This window comes from Microbacterium sp. NPDC056057 (assembly GCF_042266945.1).
GTDB lineage: Bacteria > Actinomycetota > Actinomycetes > Actinomycetales > Microbacteriaceae > Microbacterium > Microbacterium trichothecenolyticum_C.
On sequence record NZ_JBHJWS010000002.1, the window covers coordinates 727730 to 746082 of the forward strand.

Here is an 18353-nt window from a genome sequence, read left to right on the forward strand (position 1 = left end):
CCTGGCGCGCTTAGATCTCGTCGATCGACGAGGACTCGAAGCGGCTGGAGATGTTGATGCCGAGCTCTTCAGCGGCGCGGAAGGCGTCATCGTCGGTGTCGCGGAGGTTGACAGCGGTGCCGTCGGCCGAGAGGACCTCGACGTTCAGGCAGAGCGACTGCATCTCCTTCATGAGCACCTTGAACGACTCGGGGATGCCGGGCTCCTGGATGTTCTCGCCCTTGACGATCGCCTCGTAGACCTTGACGCGGCCGAGGATGTCGTCGGACTTGATCGTGAGGAGCTCCTGGAGCGCGTACGCGGCGCCGTAGGCCTCGAGGGCCCACACCTCCATCTCACCGAAGCGCTGGCCACCGAACTGCGCCTTACCACCGAGCGGCTGCTGGGTGATCATCGAGTACGGACCCGTCGAGCGCGCGTGGATCTTGTCGTCCACGAGGTGGTGCAGCTTCAGGATGTACATGTAGCCGACCGAGATCGGAGCCGGGAACGGCTCGCCGGAGCGACCGTCGAACAGCTGCGTCTTGCCCGACGAGTCGATCAGGCGCTCGCCGTCGCGGGTCGGGTTCGTCGAGTCGAGCAGACCCGCGATCTCGGCCTCGAACGCGCCGTCGAACACCGGCGTGGCGACCTTGGTGCCGGCCGGAGCCTCGAAGGCCTGCTCGGGCAGCTGGGCGGCCCACTCGGGGGTGCCCTCGACCTTCCAGCCCTGCTTGGCGATCCAGCCGAGGTGGAGCTCGAGGACCTGGCCGAAGTTCATTCGACCGGGGATGCCGAGCGGGTTCAGGATGACCTGGACCGGCGTGCCGTCCGCGAGGAACGGCATGTCTTCCACGGGGAGGATCTTCGCGATGACGCCCTTGTTGCCGTGACGGCCGGCGAGCTTGTCACCCTCGGTGATCTTGCGCTTCTGGGCGATGTAGACCACGACGCGGCGGTTGACGCCCGAGCCGAGCTCGTCGTCGCCGTCCTCGGCGTTGAACTCCTTGACCGCGATGATCGTGCCCTGCTCACCGTGGGGCACCTTCAGCGACGTGTCGCGGACCTCGCGGCTCTTCTCGTTGAAGATCGCGCGGAGCAGGCGCTCCTCGGCCGACAGCTCGGTCTCGCCCTTCGGCGTGACCTTGCCGACGAGGATGTCGCCGGGACGCACCTCGGCGCCGATGCGGATGATGCCGCGCTCGTCGAGGTCCTTCAGGAGGTCGGGGCTGACGTTGGGGAGGTCACGCGTGATCTCCTCCTTGCCGAGCTTCGTGTCGCGGGCGTCGACCTCGTACTCCTCGATGTGGATCGAGGAGAGGGTGTCGTCCTTCACCAGGTCCTGGCTGAGGATGATCGCGTCCTCGAAGTTGTGACCCTCCCACGTCATGAACGCGACGAGGAGGTTCTTGCCGAGGGCGAGCTCGCCGTTCTCGGTCGCGGGACCGTCGGCGATGACCTCGCCGGCCTCGACGCGCTCACCGGCCGAGACGACCACACGCTGGTTGTACGACGTGCCCTGGTTCGAGCGGTCGAACTTGCGCAGGAAGTAGTCCTGGGTGCCGCCCTCGTCGAGCTGGACGGTCACGACGTCGGCCGAGACCTCGACGACGACACCGGCCTTGTCGGCGGTGACGACGTCACCGGCGTCGATCGCGGCGAAGCCCTCCATGCCCGTGCCGACCACCGGCGACTCCGAGCGGAGAAGCGGAACGGCCTGGCGCTGCATGTTCGCACCCATGAGGGCGCGGTTGGCGTCGTCGTGCTCGAGGAACGGGATGAGCGAGGTCGCCACCGACACCATCTGGCGCGGCGAGACGTCCATGTAGCCGATCTCCTCCGAGTGGAAGAGGTCGACCTCGCCGCCGTTGCCGCGACGGGCGAGGACGCGGTCCTGCGCGAAGCTGCCGTCGGCCTTCAGCTCGACACCGGCCTGGGCGACGATGTAGTCGCTCTCCTCCGAGGCGGTCAGGTAGTCGATCTGGTCGGTGACCTTGCCCTCGACGACACGACGGTACGGCGTCTCGATGAAGCCGAACGCGTTGATGCGCGCGAACGAGGCGAGCGAGCCGATCAGACCGATGTTCGGGCCTTCCGGCGTCTCGATGGGGCACATGCGGCCGTAGTGCGACGGGTGGACGTCGCGGACCTCGACGCCTGCGCGCTCACGCGACAGACCGCCGGGGCCGAGGGCCGAGAGGCGGCGCTTGTGGGTCAGACCCGCGAGCGGGTTGTTCTGGTCCATGAACTGCGACAGCTGCGACGTTCCGAAGAACTCCTTGATCGCGGCCACGACGGGGCGGACGTTGATCAGGGTCTGCGGCGTGATCGCCTCGATGTCCTGCGTGGTCATGCGCTCGCGGACGACGCGCTCCATGCGCGACAGACCGGTGCGGACCTGGTTCTGGATGAGCTCGCCGACCGCGCGGATGCGACGGTTGCCGAAGTTGTCGATGTCGTCGACGTCGAGACGGATCTCGGCCGGCTTGCCGCCGCGCACGCCGTCGAACGTCACGTCGCCGCGGTGCAGGCGCACGAGGTACTTGATCGTCGCGACGATGTCGTCGACCGTCAGCACCGAGTCGGTGAGCGGCTTGTCGAGACCGAGCTTGTGGTTGATCTTGTACCGGCCGACCTTGGCGAGGTCGTAGCGCTTCGGGTTGAAGTAGAAGTTGTCCAGGAGCGCGCGGGCGGCCTCGGCGGCGACCTGCTCGCCCGGACGGAGCTTGCGGTAGATGTCGCGGAGCGCGTCCTCCTTGGTGAGGATCGTGTCCTTCGACAGGGTCTCTTCGATCGAGTCGAAGCCGGCGAACTCGGCGAGGATGTCCTCGCTGGTGAGGCCGAGGGCCTTCAGGAAGACGGTGACCGACTGCTTGCGCTTGCGGTCGATGCGGACGCCGACCTGGTCGCGCTTGTCGATCTCGAACTCGAGCCAGGCGCCGCGCGACGGGATGACGCGCGCCGACACGATGTCCTTGTCGGACGTCTTGTCGGGGGTCTTGTCGAAGTAGACACCGGGCGAACGGACGAGCTGCGACACGACGACGCGCTCGGTGCCGTTGATGATGAACGTGCCCTTGTCGGTCTGGAGCGGGAAGTCGCCCATGAAGACCGTCTGGGTCTTGATCTCACCGGTCTGGTGGTTCATGAACTCGGCCTCGACGTAGAGCGGGGCCGCGTACGTCTTGCCGCGCTCCTTGCACTCCTCGATGGAGTACTTCTCGGGCTCGAGGTACGGGTTCGTGAACGAGAGCTGCATGGTCTCGCTCAGGTCCTCGATCGGCGAGATCTCCTCGAAGATCTCCTCGAGGCCGCTGACCTCGGGCACGTCGGTGCGACCGGCGGCCTTCGCGTCCGCGACGCGCGCCTTCCAGGCCTCGTTGCCGACGAGCCAGTCGAACGACTCGGTCTGCAGCGCGAGAAGGTCGGGGACCGTCAGCGTGTCGGAGATCTTGGCGAACGAGAGGCGGGATGCTCCGCGTCCGTTCTTCGGGGTGGTGGTGGGGTTGGATGCGTTGCGCGCAGCAGCCAAGGGGATTACCTCCGTGGGCCCGTAGGGCTCGTTTCCTTGTCGTCAGGTGGAGTGCTCCTCATCCCCGAAACCCGCGCGGCACTCCTCACGTGAACGTGAGGGGGCGCAGGCACAGCCGACCACCATATGAGGGCAGGGGGAATCCAAGAGCGCAAAGACCCACTATACGTCGCACGACGCGCCGTGTCCAGTCGGATTCTTGAAAAGTTCTGGATGCTGCGGTATAAGCCGGAAGACGACCGCACCCGCGCGCCCGGCACAGGGCCGGAACACGCGGGCGCGGCGTGGCGCCGAGGTCAGATCAGTGCTTCTTCCCCAGATTTCCGCGGCAGGCGTCACCGGGGTTGATCGGGATGTCGATCTTCGCCTTCTGGAACATGCCGTAGTTCTGCACGCCGTGGTAACCGTTCTTCTGGTTGCCCCGCATCGCGAAGCCGTCGTCGTTGAACGCCGGATCGTAACCCGGGCCGCCCGGCGGGTTCTCGATGGCGTCGGGCGTGTCCTGACCCGAGAACGCGCACTCGGATGCCGAGTTCGCGGCGCCGCTCGCCGCCCCGCCGTTCCCGTTGACCTCGCCCGCCATCGCGGCTCCGCCGCTGCCGAGCACCAGCCCGATCGCCACGACCGCGCACGCCAAAGCCTTCTTCATCGCATTCCCCTCCCATGAGTGACGCCCGGAGCCCCAATCCGGACCAACGGCGTCCACTCCGACGCCGTCACCGCCGCAACTTACTCCTGGGCGCGCCGGCACGGAAGGGAGGTGCCGGGATGAGAAACGCATGCGCTCGAACTGAAGCCGCGCGGCGATTCCGATACATCCGTGCACCGAAACCATGGCGAAACGCCTCCGATCGCGCCAATATATGCACATGACTGGGGTGGGACACCCCGTGATCCGCACGCCCGACCAGCGGATCCGGGTGTTCGTGAGCTCGACCCTGCGCGAGCTCGCGGACGAACGCGAAGCAGTGCGGTCGGCCATCGAGCGACTCCGGCTCGCCCCCGTGATGTTCGAACTCGGCGCCCGCCCCCACCCGCCCCGAGACCTCTACCGCTCCTACCTCGCCCAATCCGACGTCTTCATCGGCATCTACGGCGCCAGCTACGGCTGGGTCGCCCCCGACGAAGACGTCTCCGGCCTCGAAGACGAATACAACCTCGCCCCCGCCGGCATGCCCAAACTCATCTACGTCAAAGACACCGACACCCGAGACGAACGACTCACCGACCTCATCGCCCGCATCCAAGCCGACGACACCGCCGCCTACCTCCACTTCCACAACACCCAAGACCTCGAAGACCAGGTCGCCGGCGACCTCGCCATGCTCCTCGCCGAACGATTCGACCAGTCGCGGCGCATCGAGCCGGCCACGGCGGCCGAGATCTCGCTCGCGGCTCGCGTGCCCGAGCCCTACACCGAGACCATCGGGCGCGAGGGCGAGCTCGCCGAGATCCGGGCGCTGCTGGCAGGAGGCCTCCACCGCGTGGTGAGCCTCATCGGTCCCGGCGGTATCGGCAAGAGCCGGCTCGCGATCGAGGCGGCCCACGCGAACACCGACCTGTTCCCCGACGGCGTGTACTTCGTGCCGCTGGAGGGCGTGCTCGAACCGGGGCTCCTGCTGCCGACGATCGCCTACATCCTCGGCGTGCGCGACACCGGGGCGGCCACGCTCGAGGAGCGCATCGCGCAGGCGATCGGCGACCGCCACGTCCTCATCGTGCTCGACAACTTCGAGCAGATCATCGACGAGGCCCCCGTCCTCGTGCGCCTGTACTCGCTCGCGCCCCGCGCATGCTTCCTGGTGACGAGCCGGATCGTGCTGCGCATCCGCGGGGAACGCGTGTTCGAGGTCGAGACGCTCGAGACGCCCTCGCCGGATGTCCCTGCGACGCTCGCGCAGGCGCAGGCATCGTCGGCATGCGTGCTGTTCGCCGAGCGTGCCGCGTCCGCACTCCCCGGCTTCCAGCTGACCGCCGAGAACGCGGCCGACGTCATCGGCATCTGCCGCCGGCTCGACGGGCTGCCGCTCGCCATCGAACTGGCCGCGGCGAAGATCAGGCTGCTCTCGCCGCACGACGTCGCCGAGCGTCTCGGGCACACCCTCCCACTGCTGTCGACCTCGGTGCGCGATCTGCCGGACCGCCATCGCACCATGCGGGCGACGATCGATTGGAGCGTGGGCCTGCTGTCCGACGACCAGCGCGCGATGCTCGAGGACCTCGGCGTGTTCGCCGCACGGTTCAGCCTCGAGTCGGTCGAGGCGGTGGGCGAGACCCGCTCGTGGGGACCTCACACGATCGAGACGCTGGCCGGGCTGATCGATGCGTCGCTGGTGCAGCGCATCGATTCGGGCGGTCGCTCGGTGTTCTCGCTCCTCGCGATCGTCCGCGAATACGCCCTCGAGACGCTCGAGTCCCGCCGGGCGGCGGATGCGATGCGGATCGCGCACGCCGACTACTACCTCGACCTGGTGCACCGGGTCGCGCCGCGGCTGCGCGGAGCCGAGCAGATCGACGCCGTCGCCGAACTGGGGCTCGAGGTGCCGAATCTGCGCGCCGCGGCCCGCCACCTGGTCTCCATGGACCGGCTCGACGACGCCGGCGACTTCGCGTGGACGATGCTCGCCTACTGGTGGATCTGCGGGTACTTCGCCGACGTGCGGCTGTGGATGCTGGAGCTTCTCGAGAAGCGGATGCCGCTGAGACCGCGCACGCGTGCGATCGCGACATTCTTCCCGCTGTGGGCAGAGCTGTGGCAGCGCCCGAGCGACCAGGCGGTGGAGGACCTCGGCGAGGTCGTGAGGCTCTTCACCGAGAGCGGCGACGAGCAGGCCGCTGCGATGGCGCTCGCCGCGAAGGCGTCGACGCGGCTGCAGTTCGCCGACCTCGACGAAGAGGTGTTCCGGGCCGAGATCGGCGAGGCGATCGCGACGCTCCACGAGCTCGGCGACCGCTGGGCGGAGTCGCTCGCCGAAGTGGTGCTCGGCCAGTTCGGCATGCTCCGTCGCGACATCCCGGCGGCGCTCGAGCACCTCGGCCGGGCGGTCGACATCGCCGATGCCGCCGATGATGCGTTCACCCGCGTCGTGGCGGGCAACAACCGCGCGCGCCTGCGATTCGTGCTGGGCGAGCGCGACGAGGCGGAGGCGGAGTTCCTGCTGACGCTGACGCTGTCGATCCGGCTGCACTTCGTCGACGGCGCCACGTACGGGCTCGAGGGAATGTCCGCGATCGCCGCCTCGCACGGCGAGGCGTGGCGCGCCGGAGCCCTGGCCGCGGTGGCGGCGACCATCCGCGAGACGACGGGCATCTACGACATCGAGGGGTTCGCCGTGCATCTCGCCCCGCTGGAGGCGCTGCGGGCGGTCGACCCCGACAGCGTCGAGGCCGGAGAGCGCGCGGGCAGGGAGATGGGCCTCGCGGACGCGATCGCGATCGCGCTGCCCGACGCCGACGCGGACGTCCGCGAAAAGGTCCCTTCGTGGTGACGGGCCCCGAGCGGGCGCCCGTGATCCGCACGCCCGACCAGCGGATCCGGGTGTTCGTGAGCTCGACCCTGCGCGAGCTCGCGGACGAACGCGAAGCAGTGCGGTCGGCCATCGAGCGACTCCGGCTCGCCCCCGTGATGTTCGAACTCGGCGCCCGCCCCCACCCGCCCCGAGACCTCTACCGCTCCTACCTCGCCCAATCCGACGTCTTCATCGGCATCTACGGCGCCAGCTACGGCTGGGTCGCCCCCGACGAAGACGTCTCCGGCCTCGAAGACGAATACAACCTCGCCCCCGCCGGCATGCCCAAACTCATCTACGTCAAAGACACCGACACCCGAGACCAACGACTCACCGACCTCATCGCCCGCATCCAAGCCGACGACACCGCCGCCTACCTCCACTTCCACAACACCCAAGACCTCGAAGACCAGGTCGCCGGCGACCTCGCCATGCTCCTCGCCGAACGATTCGACGAATCCCGTACGCCGGAGGCACCCGACGCCGGTGCCGCGCCGGTCGGCCTGGTGGGCCGGGTCCCTGTTCCCTACACGACCACCATCGGGCGCGAGGGCGACATCGATGCGGTGCGCACCCTGCTCGCGAGGGGCACCGACCGCGTCGTGAGCCTCATCGGGCCGGGCGGCATCGGCAAGAGCAGGCTCGCGATCGAGGCGGCTCTCGCCTGCGCCGACCTGTTCCCCGACGGCGTGTACTTCGTCCTCCTCGAGGGCGTGCTCGAGCCGGGCCTGCTGCTGCCGACGATCGCCTACTATCTCGGCATCCGAGACAACGGCGAGGCCGCGCTCGAGGAGCGCATCGCCCACGCCCTCGCGGATCGCCGCGTGCTGATCGTGCTCGACAACTTCGAGCAGATCGTGGATGCCGCACCCGTGCTCGTGCGGCTGTACACGGTCGCGCCGACGGCGACCTTCCTCGTGACGAGCCGCATCGTGCTGCGGATCCGCGGCGAGCGCGTCTACGACGTGCCGCCGCTCACGACGCCCGCCGGCGAGGGCCCCGCGAGCCTGGACCGCACCTCACGCTCGGCGGCGGTGTCGCTGTTCGTCGACCGGGCACGCGCGATCGATCCGCAGTTCGATGTGACACCCGACAACGCGCGGGATCTCGCCGACATCTGCCGCAGGCTCGAGGGGCTGCCGCTGGCGATCGAGCTCGCGGCGGCGAAGGTGCGCATCCTGAACCCGGCGCAGATCGCCGGGCGCCTCGAGAAGAGCCTGCCGCTGCTCACGGCCGCGGTGCGCGATCTGCCCGAACGGCACCGCACGATGCGGGCGACGATCGACTGGAGCGTGAGCCTCCTGCCGCCCGCGCAGCGCGACCTGCTCGAGGATCTCGGCGTGTTCGCGACGAGGTTCACGCTCGATGCGGTCGAGGCCCTCGGCGAGGGCCGACCGTGGGGCGGTCACGCGATCGACGCACTCGCCGAGCTGGCGGACGGCTCGCTCGTGAAGCAGAGCGAGCTCGGCGGACGCCGCGTCTTCTCGCTGCTCGCGATCGTGCGGGAGTACGCGCTGGACCATCTCAAGGAGCGCGGCGACGCGCAGCGCGTGCGGCGTGCCCACGCCGACTACTACCGGGAGCTCGTCCAGCAGATCGCCCCCGACCTCGGCGGGCGCGGGCAGGCCGACGCCGTGGTGCGGCTCGGGCTCGAGCTGCCGAACCTGCGCGCGGCCGTGCGCCACCTCGTCTACACGAACCGTCTCGACGACGCCGGCGACTTCGCGTGGTGCCTCCTCATCTACTGGTGGATCTCCGGCTTCTTCGCCGAGGTGCGCGTGTGGATGCTCGAGCTCCTGGAGAAGCAGCACGAGCAGCCGATCACGCCGCACACCCGCGCGATCGCGTGGTTCTTCGCGCTGTGGGGCGAGATGTGGCAGCGGCCGAGCGAGCAGGTGGTGGCGGGCCTCGGTGAGTGCGTGCGTCTGTTCCGTGAGAGCGGCGACGAGGATGCCGCGGCGATGGCGCTCGCCGCTCGCGCGACGGCCCGCGTGCAGTTCTCGCATCTGGACACCGACAAGGCCGAAGCCGAGCTGCGCGAGGCCGTGATCACGCTGCGCGAGCGCGGGAACACGTGGGCGGAGGCGATCACCGAGGTCTCGCTCGGCCGCCTCGCCTGGGTGCGCGGATCCACCGACGACGCCCTCGCGCACTTCGACCGTGCCACCTCGGTCGCCGAGTCGCGGGGCGACCTGTTCACGACCTCGGTCGCCGGCAACCTGCGGTCCCGCCTGAACTTCCAGCTCGGCCGCATCGAGGAGGCGGAGCGCGAGTTCGTCCACACTCTGCTGCTCTCGGTCGGGCTTCATTACGAAGAGGGCGTCGCGTACGGCCTCGAGGGCGTGTGCGCGGTCGCGGCGGCCCACGGCGAAGCGTGGCGGGCGGCGGCGCTCGCCGTCGCCGCCGGCGAGATCCGCCGTCGCATCGGCATCTTCGACGTGGAGGCGTTCACGGTGCACACGCCGTACCTCGAGATCCTCCGCGGCCGCGATGCGCAGAGCGTCGAGGCCGGCGAGATCGCCGGGGCCGAGCTCACCGTCGCCGAAGCGGTGCAGCTGGCACTGCCGGAGCACGAGTTCGCGACGGTCGTCGACGCGCTGCGCGCCTGGTAGAGCCGAGTGGATGCCGCGGGTCGCGGCATCCACTCGGTCCAGAGGTATCAGCCGCCCACGATGCCGCTCTGGTGTGGTGAGGAGCGCGCTCGTATGCTGTGCACCGAGCAGCGCTCTCGGATCGTCAGGTGACTGGGCACCGGTGCGAGGGGGTCGACATGGCGCGTGTTCCAGACGTGCCGCACGGCGCAGTCGACGTCGATTCCGACGCCGACGCCGTGGACGTGCGCGTCGACGCGGCCCCGCCGGACGTCGAGCCGAACGAATTCGGCGTGGCCCTCCTGGCCGACATCATGCTGCACGGCCTCTCCGACACCGTGGTGCGGGTGCGCGTCAAGGGCAGCGACGACTTCCACTACGCGGCGATCGTCGTACGCGGCGGGGTTGCCGAACTCGTCCACTTCGAGGCCCTCGGCGCCGGCCGGTACAGCGCGCGGATCGCGGTCGCACGCGGCGAGACCCTCCACCTCACGGTCGTGGCGAGCGACTTCGAGACGGGCATCGCGTGGCTCGAGCACCAGGTCGCGCAGGGCGGCATGGGGATGGGCGGCGAGCTCGAGGCGGCCGCGGAACCGCCACCGCCGCCCCTCGTCCCCGATGTCGTGCTCGGTGGCGGTGGATTCGGCGGACGCTCACCCGGGCTCGCGCCCGTGGTCCCCCCACCCTCACCTGCGCCATCTCCGACGCCTGCGCCCGCGCCACCCCCCGTGGCCGCCGAGCCGGCGCCGGCGCCCGAGGCTGTCACACCGTCCGGTGGTCTCGACGGTGCGGCTCCCGTCGCGGCGTTCGTCGATGCGGAGGTGCCGGCGCGGGTCGTGGAGGGCGTCCCGTTCGACGCGGTCGTGCGGTTGTCGCTCGCGGATCTCGCTCCGACGGCCCGCACGGCACGCAAGAAGGCCAAGGCGCTGTTCGACCCGGCGCGCGAGATCGAGGTGGCCATGCAGCTGCGAGGCCTCGCCTTCGCCGACGGCACGCCGTCGATCCTCTCGACCACGCTCCCCGCGAAGGCCTCCGATCCGCGTCGACTCGTCTTCGCGCTGGTCCCCGACGGCCCCGGACGCGGACACATCACCGTCACGTTCACCCAGCCGCCCATCGTGACGCCGCTCGCGGTGCTGGCGCTGAGCACGCCGATCCTCGCGGCCGACGACGCCGTCGAGGGCATCGTCGCCGAGGACCCGCGCACCACGGTCGCCACGGTCGCGGCCCCGCCCCGCAGCATCGCCGACCTTCCGACGCTCGTCATCGACGAGTCCATGTCGCGCGGCGCATCGGAGCTGCTCGTCACGGCGAAGATCGGGCGCACCGTCGCCAAGAACTCCGTGCGGCTGCCCGATAAGAGCGCGTACGTCGAAGGCATCTACGCGGAGCTCTCCAGGATTCGCACGACGTTCCTCGAATCCGTCGAAGACGATCCCGACGAGGCCGCCGACACCGCCCGGCGTGACGTGCGCACCCTCGGTGCCCGGGTCGCCGATGAGCTCCTCGGCGGCGACGTCAACGCGCTGCTCTGGAGCCGACGCCGCCGGATCTCGCAGCTCGTGCTGCAGACCTCGGGCGAGCTCGACATCCCCTGGGAGATCGTGCATCTCGTCCCGGTCGGCAAGCAACGGCCCGATCCGGAGCGCTACTTCCTCGGTGACCTCGGACTCACCCGATGGATGTACGGCACGTCGCGACCCACCGTCATCCCTGTCGACCCGACGCGCGTGGTCGCGATCGCACCCGACTACGTCGACCACAGTCTCGACCTCCCGCGCGCCCGTGAGGAGATCGAGACACTCGGCGACCTGCTCGCGGGTCCCCCGCGATCCGCTGCCGACCCGGTCGAGTTCCGCCAGGCGATCGAGGACGGTTTCGACCTGCTCCACTTCGCAGGGCACGGCCGCTGGCGCGACATCGCGCCGCTCGGTCAGGAGATCGCCTTCGCGGCGTTCTCCGAGGACCACGACGACGGGTCGGCGTCGTACACCGACTCCGACGCGCGCCGAGATCTCCCCGAGCTCGACACCTCGGCCGCGACCTCCACCCCCTTCGTCTTCCTCAGCGCGTGCGACGTCGGCCGGCTGCGCTCGGGGGCCACCGGCCTCGGCGGCTTCGCGGAGGTCTTCCTCCGCGGCGGCGTCGGCGTGTTCATCGGCTGCTCGTGGGCCGTGCGAGACGACGTGACGGCGCTCTTCGTCCGCACCTTCTACCAGCGCACGCTCGGCGAGAACGCGACAGTCGGCGAGGCGGTCCTCGCGGCGCGGCGGGCGGCGCGCGAGGCGGGCGATCTCACGTCGCTGGCCTTCACCGTGTTCGCCGACCCGCGCGCGAGGCTCGTGCCCCACGCCGCAGGGGACGCCGGCGACAACCCTTGACCTTCAGCCATCCATCACCAGCAGACAGGACGTGACACCATGCCCGAGACCACGACGACCGCCCGGGGCGCGAGCCTCACGGCGGCCGAGCTCACCGCGCTGCGCAAGCACGTCGTCCACACCGCGGACGGCCGTCTCGCCAAGACCGCGGTCGCGAAGCCTCGCACCGTGGCGGACTTCGCCACGACGGCGGCCGACGTCCGCCGCATGATCGAGGTGGATCTCGCCGCGTTCGTCGACCAGCAGGCGAAGAAGACCCCCGCCGGGGAGACGCCCGCACCCGTCCCGGTGTTCATCTGGGCGCACGGCGGTCTCACCGACAAGGACGCCGGCCTTCTGACGGCGCAGCGGCAGACCGGCTGGTGGAAGAAGAACGGGGTGTACCCGATCCACCTCGTGTGGGAGAGCGGGTTCAAGACGACCCTCGAGGACGTCGTCCGCGGCAAGGCGGGCAAGCGTGGCTTCACCGACCTCACGGACCTCGCGGTCGAGGCGGCGGCGCGCGTGCTCGGAGGTCGCAAGTTCTGGGACGACATGAAGCTCGACTCGGCCGGCGCGTGTCTTCCCAGCGTCGACGGCGGCGACCCGGGCGGGGCCTTCGTGCTGGCCGGCGCGCTGCGCGAGTTCATGGCGGCGAACGCGGGCGCCATCGAACTGCACATCGGCGGGCACAGCGCGGGCTCGATCTACCACTCGCACTTCGTCCCGCGGCTGTTCGAGGGCGATGACCGCGTGGACAGCGTCAAGACCGTGACGTTCCTCGCACCGGCCGTGCGCATCGACACCTTCGAGGCGACGCTGCTGCCGCTCGCGGAGGCCGGGAAGATCGAGAACCTCTCGATCTTCACGATGGACGAGAACCACGAGAAGCGCGACAACACCGCGGGCGTGTACCGCAAGTCCCTCCTGTATCTCGTCTCACGGGCCTTCGAAGCGGAGAAGGACGCCGAGATCCTCGGTGTCGAGGAGCACCTGCGCGGCTCCGGCCGCACGATGGCGTACCTGGGCGACCGGAGCGAGCGCCTGGTTCTCGGCCCCGTCACCCGCGGGCCCCGCAGCAGCACGCAGGCGACGTCGCACGGCGACTTCGACAATGACGAGCAGACCATGATGAGTCTCGCCCGGCGCGTGGTCGGCGTGCCCGACAGCAACGAGGCGGACCACGTCGCCGTGTTCCCGGCGCGGGCGCGCGAAGTCGGAGAGTTCGTCCCGGCGCCTCGCCCCGAGCCGACCGGCGCGCGGGGCGCGGCATCGCGCAAGCTCGCCCTGTGCATCGGCATCGACGCGTACCCGAGGGACCCGCTCAGCGGCTGCGTCGCCGATGCGGAGTCCTGGGCCAAGGCGCTCGGCGACGCGGGTTTCCAGGTGGAGTCGATCCACAACGGCGACGCGACCCGCGACGCGATCCTGCGCGCGATGCTCGACAAGGTCTCGTCGGCCCGCGACGGCGACATCGTCGCGATCCAGTTCGCCGGCCACGGCACGTTCGTGCCCGATCTCGACGGCGACGAGACCGACGAGTTCGGCCCGAAGGACGAGGCCCTCTGCCCGGTCGACTTCCGCGACGGACAGCTGATCGTCGACGACGATCTCGGCGTCATCTGGGACGCGATCCCCGAAGGCGTCGCGGTGACGCTGTTCTTCGACTCGTGCCACTCCGGCTCGGTGAACCGCGAGATCACGCCGACCGAGTTCGAGTCGCGCAAGATCCCGGCAGGTGCGACGCCGCGCATGACGGTGCTGAACGCCGGCGAAGAGGCGGCGTTCCGCGAGGAGCGGGCGGCGTCGCCGGACGATCCCTTCCGCACAGCCGCGTGGAAGCGGGTGGTCGAGGTCGAGACCGACCGCGCGGCGGTGCCGACGAAGCCCCGCGCCGACGGCAGGGAGGTGCTCATCAGCGCCTGCCAGCCCGACCAGGTCGCGCTCGAGACCAACGGCCACGGCGTGTTCACCACGGCCGCTCTCGGCGTGCTGGCGAAGACACCGAAGCTGAGCAACACGGCCTTCGTGGCGGCCGTCTTCGACGTCCTCGACGACACCTACGAGCAGCGTCCGATGCTGTCCGCCGCGGGCGACCTCGGCGCCCGCGGGCTGCTGACCTCGGTGCACGACGCCCTCGCGGCGGTGGCCCCGGCGGCCGTCGAGACGGACGGCCACCGCGCGCCGAGCGACGTGCGCACGGCCGCGATCGTCGCGATCCTGCGGGCGACCGCCGACCTGCTGGAGGCGGGCGGCGCCGACTGACGCCGTCGCGGGTGTCACGACACGCGGGATCGCCTCGGCGAGCCCGCGTGTCGCGCCCCCTGAAGCAGGTGTCGAGCACCCGCGAGAGGGGACGGATGCCTCGGCCCGGCGCGGCTCAGCCGCCCGGGCGGGCGTGGCGGAAGCGGATGCGCGTGCCCGGCCGGGCCTGCGCGACGAGGTCGAGGCTCGCGTCCGTCACCACCGCGATGACGGGGTAGCCGCCCGTGACGGGGCCGTCCGCGAGCAGGATCGTCGGCCTTCCACTCGGCGGCACCTGCAGCGCTCCGGGCACCATCCCCTCGCTCGCGAGCTCGCCGCTCCGCAGGCGAGCGAGCTCAGGCCCGTCGAGGCGCGCGCCGACGCGATCGGCGTGATTCGAGACGGTCCAGACCGTGTCGTAGAGGGTGGCGAGCGCTGCCGGAGCGAACCAGTCGGCCCGCGGACCTGGCGCGAGCTCCAGCTCGAGCTCGTCGTCGTGCGGCGCACCCCAGCCGACGGGAGGCGCCACCGGGACCGGCCCCGCCGCGTCGTCGCGCACGCCCACGACGTCACCGGCGCGCAGCGCCGCGGGCCCGAGCCCCGCGAGCAGATCTGTCGCCCGCGAGCCGAGCGCGGCGTGGGCGTCGAGCCCGCCGCGGACGGCGACGTAACCGCGCGCGCCGTGCGCGAACCAGTCGAGGTGCAGCTCGGAGCCGGCGCGCCACGCGTGGGCCTCGTACGGATCCACCTCGCGCCCGTCCAGGCGCACCGTGCCCCACGCGCCGGTCACGGCGACCCACAGGTCGGCCTCGGCCACGGCTCGCAGCCCGCCCATCGTGACCTCGAGCCCGGCGACCCCCTCGGGGTTGCCCACCAGGCGGTTCGCGGTGCGCAGCGCCCCGCGGTCGAGCGCCCCCGAGACCGCGACGCCGACCGAGCCCGCGCCTTCGCGGCCGAGATCCTGCAGGGTCGTCAAGAGGCCGGGTTCGACGACACGGATGCTGCGACCCGTCGGCGCCGCTCCCGCGGGCGCTCCATCATCCCCGGCGTGCAACCGCTCACCGGTCACGACCTGCCGCTCCGGCCGACCGTACGTGACAGGCGAGCGGCTCTCGATCGGGGTCGAGGGGGCAGCGGTGACCGCGGCCGGCGCCGGGCGGAACCGCACGCGCGCTCCGGGCTCGAGGAGCGCGGGGGACGCGGCATCCGGATCGAAAAGGGGCGCCGTGGTCGTGCCGATGAGCCGCCAGCCGCCGGGGGTGTCGCGGGGATAGGCGCCGCTGAAGACGCCGGCGAGCCCGACGGATCCGGCCGGCACGCGGGTGCGGGGCGACTCGAGCCGGGGCACGTCGAACGTCCAGTCGTCGCTCACGAGGTACCCGAAGCCGGGCGCGAACCCCGTGAACGCGACCCGCCAGTCCGCCTCGGCGTGGCGCCGCGCGAGTTCGTGGGCGTCGACACCCAGCAGGCGCGCGGTGTCCGCCAGGTCGGCCCCGTCGTACGCGATGTCGAGCTCGACGGGCGGGGCCGCAGCATCCGTCGCCTCCCGGGTCTCCGTCGCCGCACCGAGCGCCCACGAGCGCGCGGCCGCCGGCGGAAGCACCCGCGGGTCGACCCGGACGAGCACCGTGCGCGCGGCAGGGACGAGGTCGATGACGCCAGCGGGACGCGTGGCGGCCAGCGCGGCGTGCAGCGGGAGCACCTCATCGAGCGCGCCGACGTCCAGGAGGAACGCGCGCTCCCCCATCGGCCGCACGCGCGGGGTCACCACGGCGCCCGCACTTCCACGCCGGCGGCGTCGAGCGCCGCGCGCACGGCGCGGGCCATGTCGACCGCCGACGGCGAGTCGCCGTGCACGCACAGCGACGCGGCATCCGCGCGCACGAGGGAGCCGTCGACCGCCTCGACCACGCCCTCGTCCGCGAGGCGGACGGCTCTCGCCGCCACCAGTGCGGGGTCGTCGAGCAGCGCGCCCGGCTGCGTGCGCGGCACGAGCGAGCCGCCAGGGAGGTAGCCGCGATCGAGGAACGCCTCGCGGACGAACGGCAGACCGACGGATGCCGCGGCCCGCACGATCTCGCCCCCCAGGCCCAGCACGGGCAAGGGCCGGCCGAGCAGTGCGGAGCGGTCCGCGGTCGCCCGGGCGACGGCGTCGGCCTGCACCCGGTCGACGGTGACCGCGTGATACAGGGCGCCGTGAGGCTTGACGTAGCGGAGGTCGGCGCCCGCGTCGGCGAGCGCGGCGAACTGCTCCGCGACCGTCGCGGTGAGCTCGGCGGGGTCGATCACGACGGCGATGCGGCCGAAGTGCGCGCGATCCGGATACGACGGATGGGCCCCGACGGCGACGCCGAAGCGCTGCGCGCGGACGACGGCATCGCGCATCGACGCCGCATCGCCCGCGTGCCCGCCGCAGGCCACGTTCGCACTCGAGATGACCGCGAACATCGCCTCGTCGTCGGCCGTGGGCACCCCGTCGACGGTCTCGCCGAGGTCCGCGTTGAGGTCGATCGCCGCCATGCTTCCACGGTATCCCCGCCCCCGCCGGGTGCGGGCGCGTGGGGTGCGGCTAACGTGGAGGCCATGGCACGCGCGAGGGAAGTGGGCCCCCGACCCGGAGGCTCCGCGGGGCGCGGAGCGACCCGTGGAGAAGGTCGGGGAGCATCCGTCCCCTCCGTCCGGCTCTCAGACGGGACGCTCGCCCGCGTGGTGCGCTCGCCGTTCGGCGGCGGGTGGGAGCTCGACGTCGACGGCACGCCGCAGTCGCATGTGGATCTCGACGATCCGACGCACCTGCACTTCGAGTACGTCGCGCGCATGGGCGCCGTGATCGACCGGCTGCGGATGCCCGGGCAGCCGCTGACGGCGATCCACCTGGGCGCAGGCGCGCTCACCATCCCGCGGTACATCGAGCAGACGCGTCCGGGCTCGCGGCAGCAGGTGGTCGAGCTGGAGCCGGCGCTGTGGGACCTCGTGCGCGAGAACCTGCCGCTCCCCCGCGGTGCCTCGATCCGGGTGCGCATCGGCGATGCGCGCGAGACGCTCGGGCGCCTGCCCGCGGGTCTCGTGGGCGCCGCCGACCTCGTCGTCTCGGACGTGTACTCGGGCGCGCAGACGCCCGCGCACCTCACGACCGTGGAGTTCTTCACCGACGCCGCACGGTTCCTCGCCCCCGACGGAGTGCTCCTCGTGAATGTCGCCGACGGCGCGGGCCTCGCCTTCGCCCGCCGCGAGGTCGCGACGGTGCAGGCCGTGCTCGAGCACGTCATCGTGCTCGCCGAGGTGCAGACGCTCAAGGGCCGCCGCTTCGGCAACCTCGTGATCGCCGCCTCGCGCGCGCCCCTTCCGACCGAGTGGCTCCCGCGCCTCATGGCCGCGGGTCCGCACCCCGCCAAGGTCGCCGAAGGACGCGAGCTCGACGAGTTCGCGCGCGGCGCGCGGGTGGCCACCGACGCCGACGCGACGCCGTCGCCCAAGCCCGCGGCATCCGTCTTCACCCGCTGACGGTTCACGGATGCCGCGACCCGGCGTGGCACGACCGCGTCCCGGGAAGCGGCAAGGCACACTGGAGAGGCCACCGGCGCGGCGAAGGGAGTCAGACGTGAGCTACATCAGCGGGTACGATCCCGACACTCTCCGCGAGAAGGTGAACCCGAGCCAGTGCAAGGAGCGGCTCGAAGAGATCGGCGATCAGCGCAGTCTTCCGGCGCTGCTCGAGCGCGTGTGGCTGCTCAAGGTCCTGGATCGCCCCGACGAGGCCCTCGTCATCTCGGAGCAGTCGGTGCGCGTCGCGCGCATGGCCGGCACCCGCAAGGACCTGCTGCGCGCCCGCATCCTGCACGCCACCGTGCTGCAGGCCCGCGGCGCGTACGGAGCCGCCGATCAGGAGCTCACCACGTGCGCCGAAGAGGCCGACGGGCAGGGCTGGGCCGGCATCGGGGCCTTCGCCTACCAGCACCGCGGCAAGGTCAACTACGACGCCGGCGACTTCGAGGCCGCCCGCAAGGACTTCAAGCGCGCACTGTTCCTGCGCCAGGAGTCCGGCGCCACCGAGGACCAGCTCGAGTCGACCCTCCTCGCGATCGACGCCGCCGACCGGCGCCGGGCCGCGGCATCCGTCGCCAGCTGAGGTGGGCAC

10 protein-coding genes are annotated in these 18353 nt (G+C 71.2%); 6 read left to right on the top strand and 4 right to left on the bottom strand.

All coding sequences use genetic code 11. The annotated features are described in order from the left end of the window. Window positions 1-10: 10 nt before the first annotated feature. Entirely contained in the window at window positions 11-3511 is a 3501-nt protein-coding gene (locus ACFC1K_RS11060) for a DNA-directed RNA polymerase subunit beta (RefSeq protein ID WP_310288306.1), read from the bottom strand. A gap of 301 nt (window positions 3512-3812) precedes the next feature. After that, window positions 3813-4160 (bottom strand): hypothetical protein, encoded by a 348-nt coding sequence (locus tag ACFC1K_RS11065; RefSeq protein ID WP_375871639.1) that lies wholly within the window; start codon window positions 4158-4160, stop codon window positions 3813-3815. A 220-nt stretch (window positions 4161-4380) separates the two neighbouring features. Here ACFC1K_RS11065 and ACFC1K_RS11070 point away from each other — a divergent pair, with 220 nt between their 5' ends. The 4 genes from ACFC1K_RS11070 to ACFC1K_RS11085 all read left to right on the top strand — a co-directional run bounded on the left by ACFC1K_RS11070 (window position 4381) and on the right by ACFC1K_RS11085 (window position 14236). Continuing rightward, on the top strand, window positions 4381-6999 hold the full coding sequence (locus ACFC1K_RS11070; RefSeq protein ID WP_375871640.1) for a DUF4062 domain-containing protein: 2619 nt from the start codon (window positions 4381-4383) through the stop codon (window positions 6997-6999). Continuing rightward, a complete protein-coding gene (locus tag ACFC1K_RS11075) occupies window positions 6993-9632 on the top strand; it encodes a DUF4062 domain-containing protein (protein WP_375871641.1) in 2640 nt (879 codons plus the stop codon). Before ACFC1K_RS11070 ends, ACFC1K_RS11075 begins: the two co-directional genes overlap by 7 nt. A gap of 158 nt (window positions 9633-9790) precedes the next feature. Then, on the top strand, window positions 9791-11992 hold the full coding sequence (locus ACFC1K_RS11080; protein ID WP_375871642.1) for a CHAT domain-containing protein: 2202 nt from the start codon (window positions 9791-9793) through the stop codon (window positions 11990-11992). 39 nt (window positions 11993-12031) lie between these two features. Next, window positions 12032-14236, top strand: coding sequence for a caspase family protein (locus ACFC1K_RS11085; RefSeq protein ID WP_375871643.1), 2205 nt, complete (start codon window positions 12032-12034; stop codon window positions 14234-14236). Window positions 14237-14351: 115 nt separating this feature from the next. Here the strand turns inward: ACFC1K_RS11085 and ACFC1K_RS11090 are convergent, their stop codons facing one another. After that, complete coding sequence (locus tag ACFC1K_RS11090; protein ID WP_375871644.1) at window positions 14352-15986, bottom strand: 5-oxoprolinase/urea amidolyase family protein; 1635 nt, start codon at window positions 15984-15986, stop codon at window positions 14352-14354. Next, window positions 15980-16735 (bottom strand): LamB/YcsF family protein, encoded by a 756-nt coding sequence (locus tag ACFC1K_RS11095; RefSeq protein ID WP_375871645.1) that lies wholly within the window; start codon window positions 16733-16735, stop codon window positions 15980-15982. The genes ACFC1K_RS11090 and ACFC1K_RS11095 overlap by 7 nt, the downstream gene beginning before the upstream one ends. Window positions 16736-16921: 186 nt before the next feature. Between ACFC1K_RS11095 and ACFC1K_RS11100 the strand changes: the two genes are divergently transcribed. Both ACFC1K_RS11100 and ACFC1K_RS11105 read left to right on the top strand, forming a co-directional pair. Then, the gene (locus ACFC1K_RS11100) at window positions 16922-17719 is read left to right on the top strand and encodes a spermidine synthase (RefSeq protein WP_375871646.1); all 798 of its coding nucleotides are present in this window, start codon (window positions 16922-16924) and stop codon (window positions 17717-17719) included. A gap of 97 nt (window positions 17720-17816) precedes the next feature. Beyond that, on the top strand, window positions 17817-18344 hold the full coding sequence (locus tag ACFC1K_RS11105; protein ID WP_375871647.1) for a hypothetical protein: 528 nt from the start codon (window positions 17817-17819) through the stop codon (window positions 18342-18344). Window positions 18345-18353 lie beyond the last annotated feature (9 nt).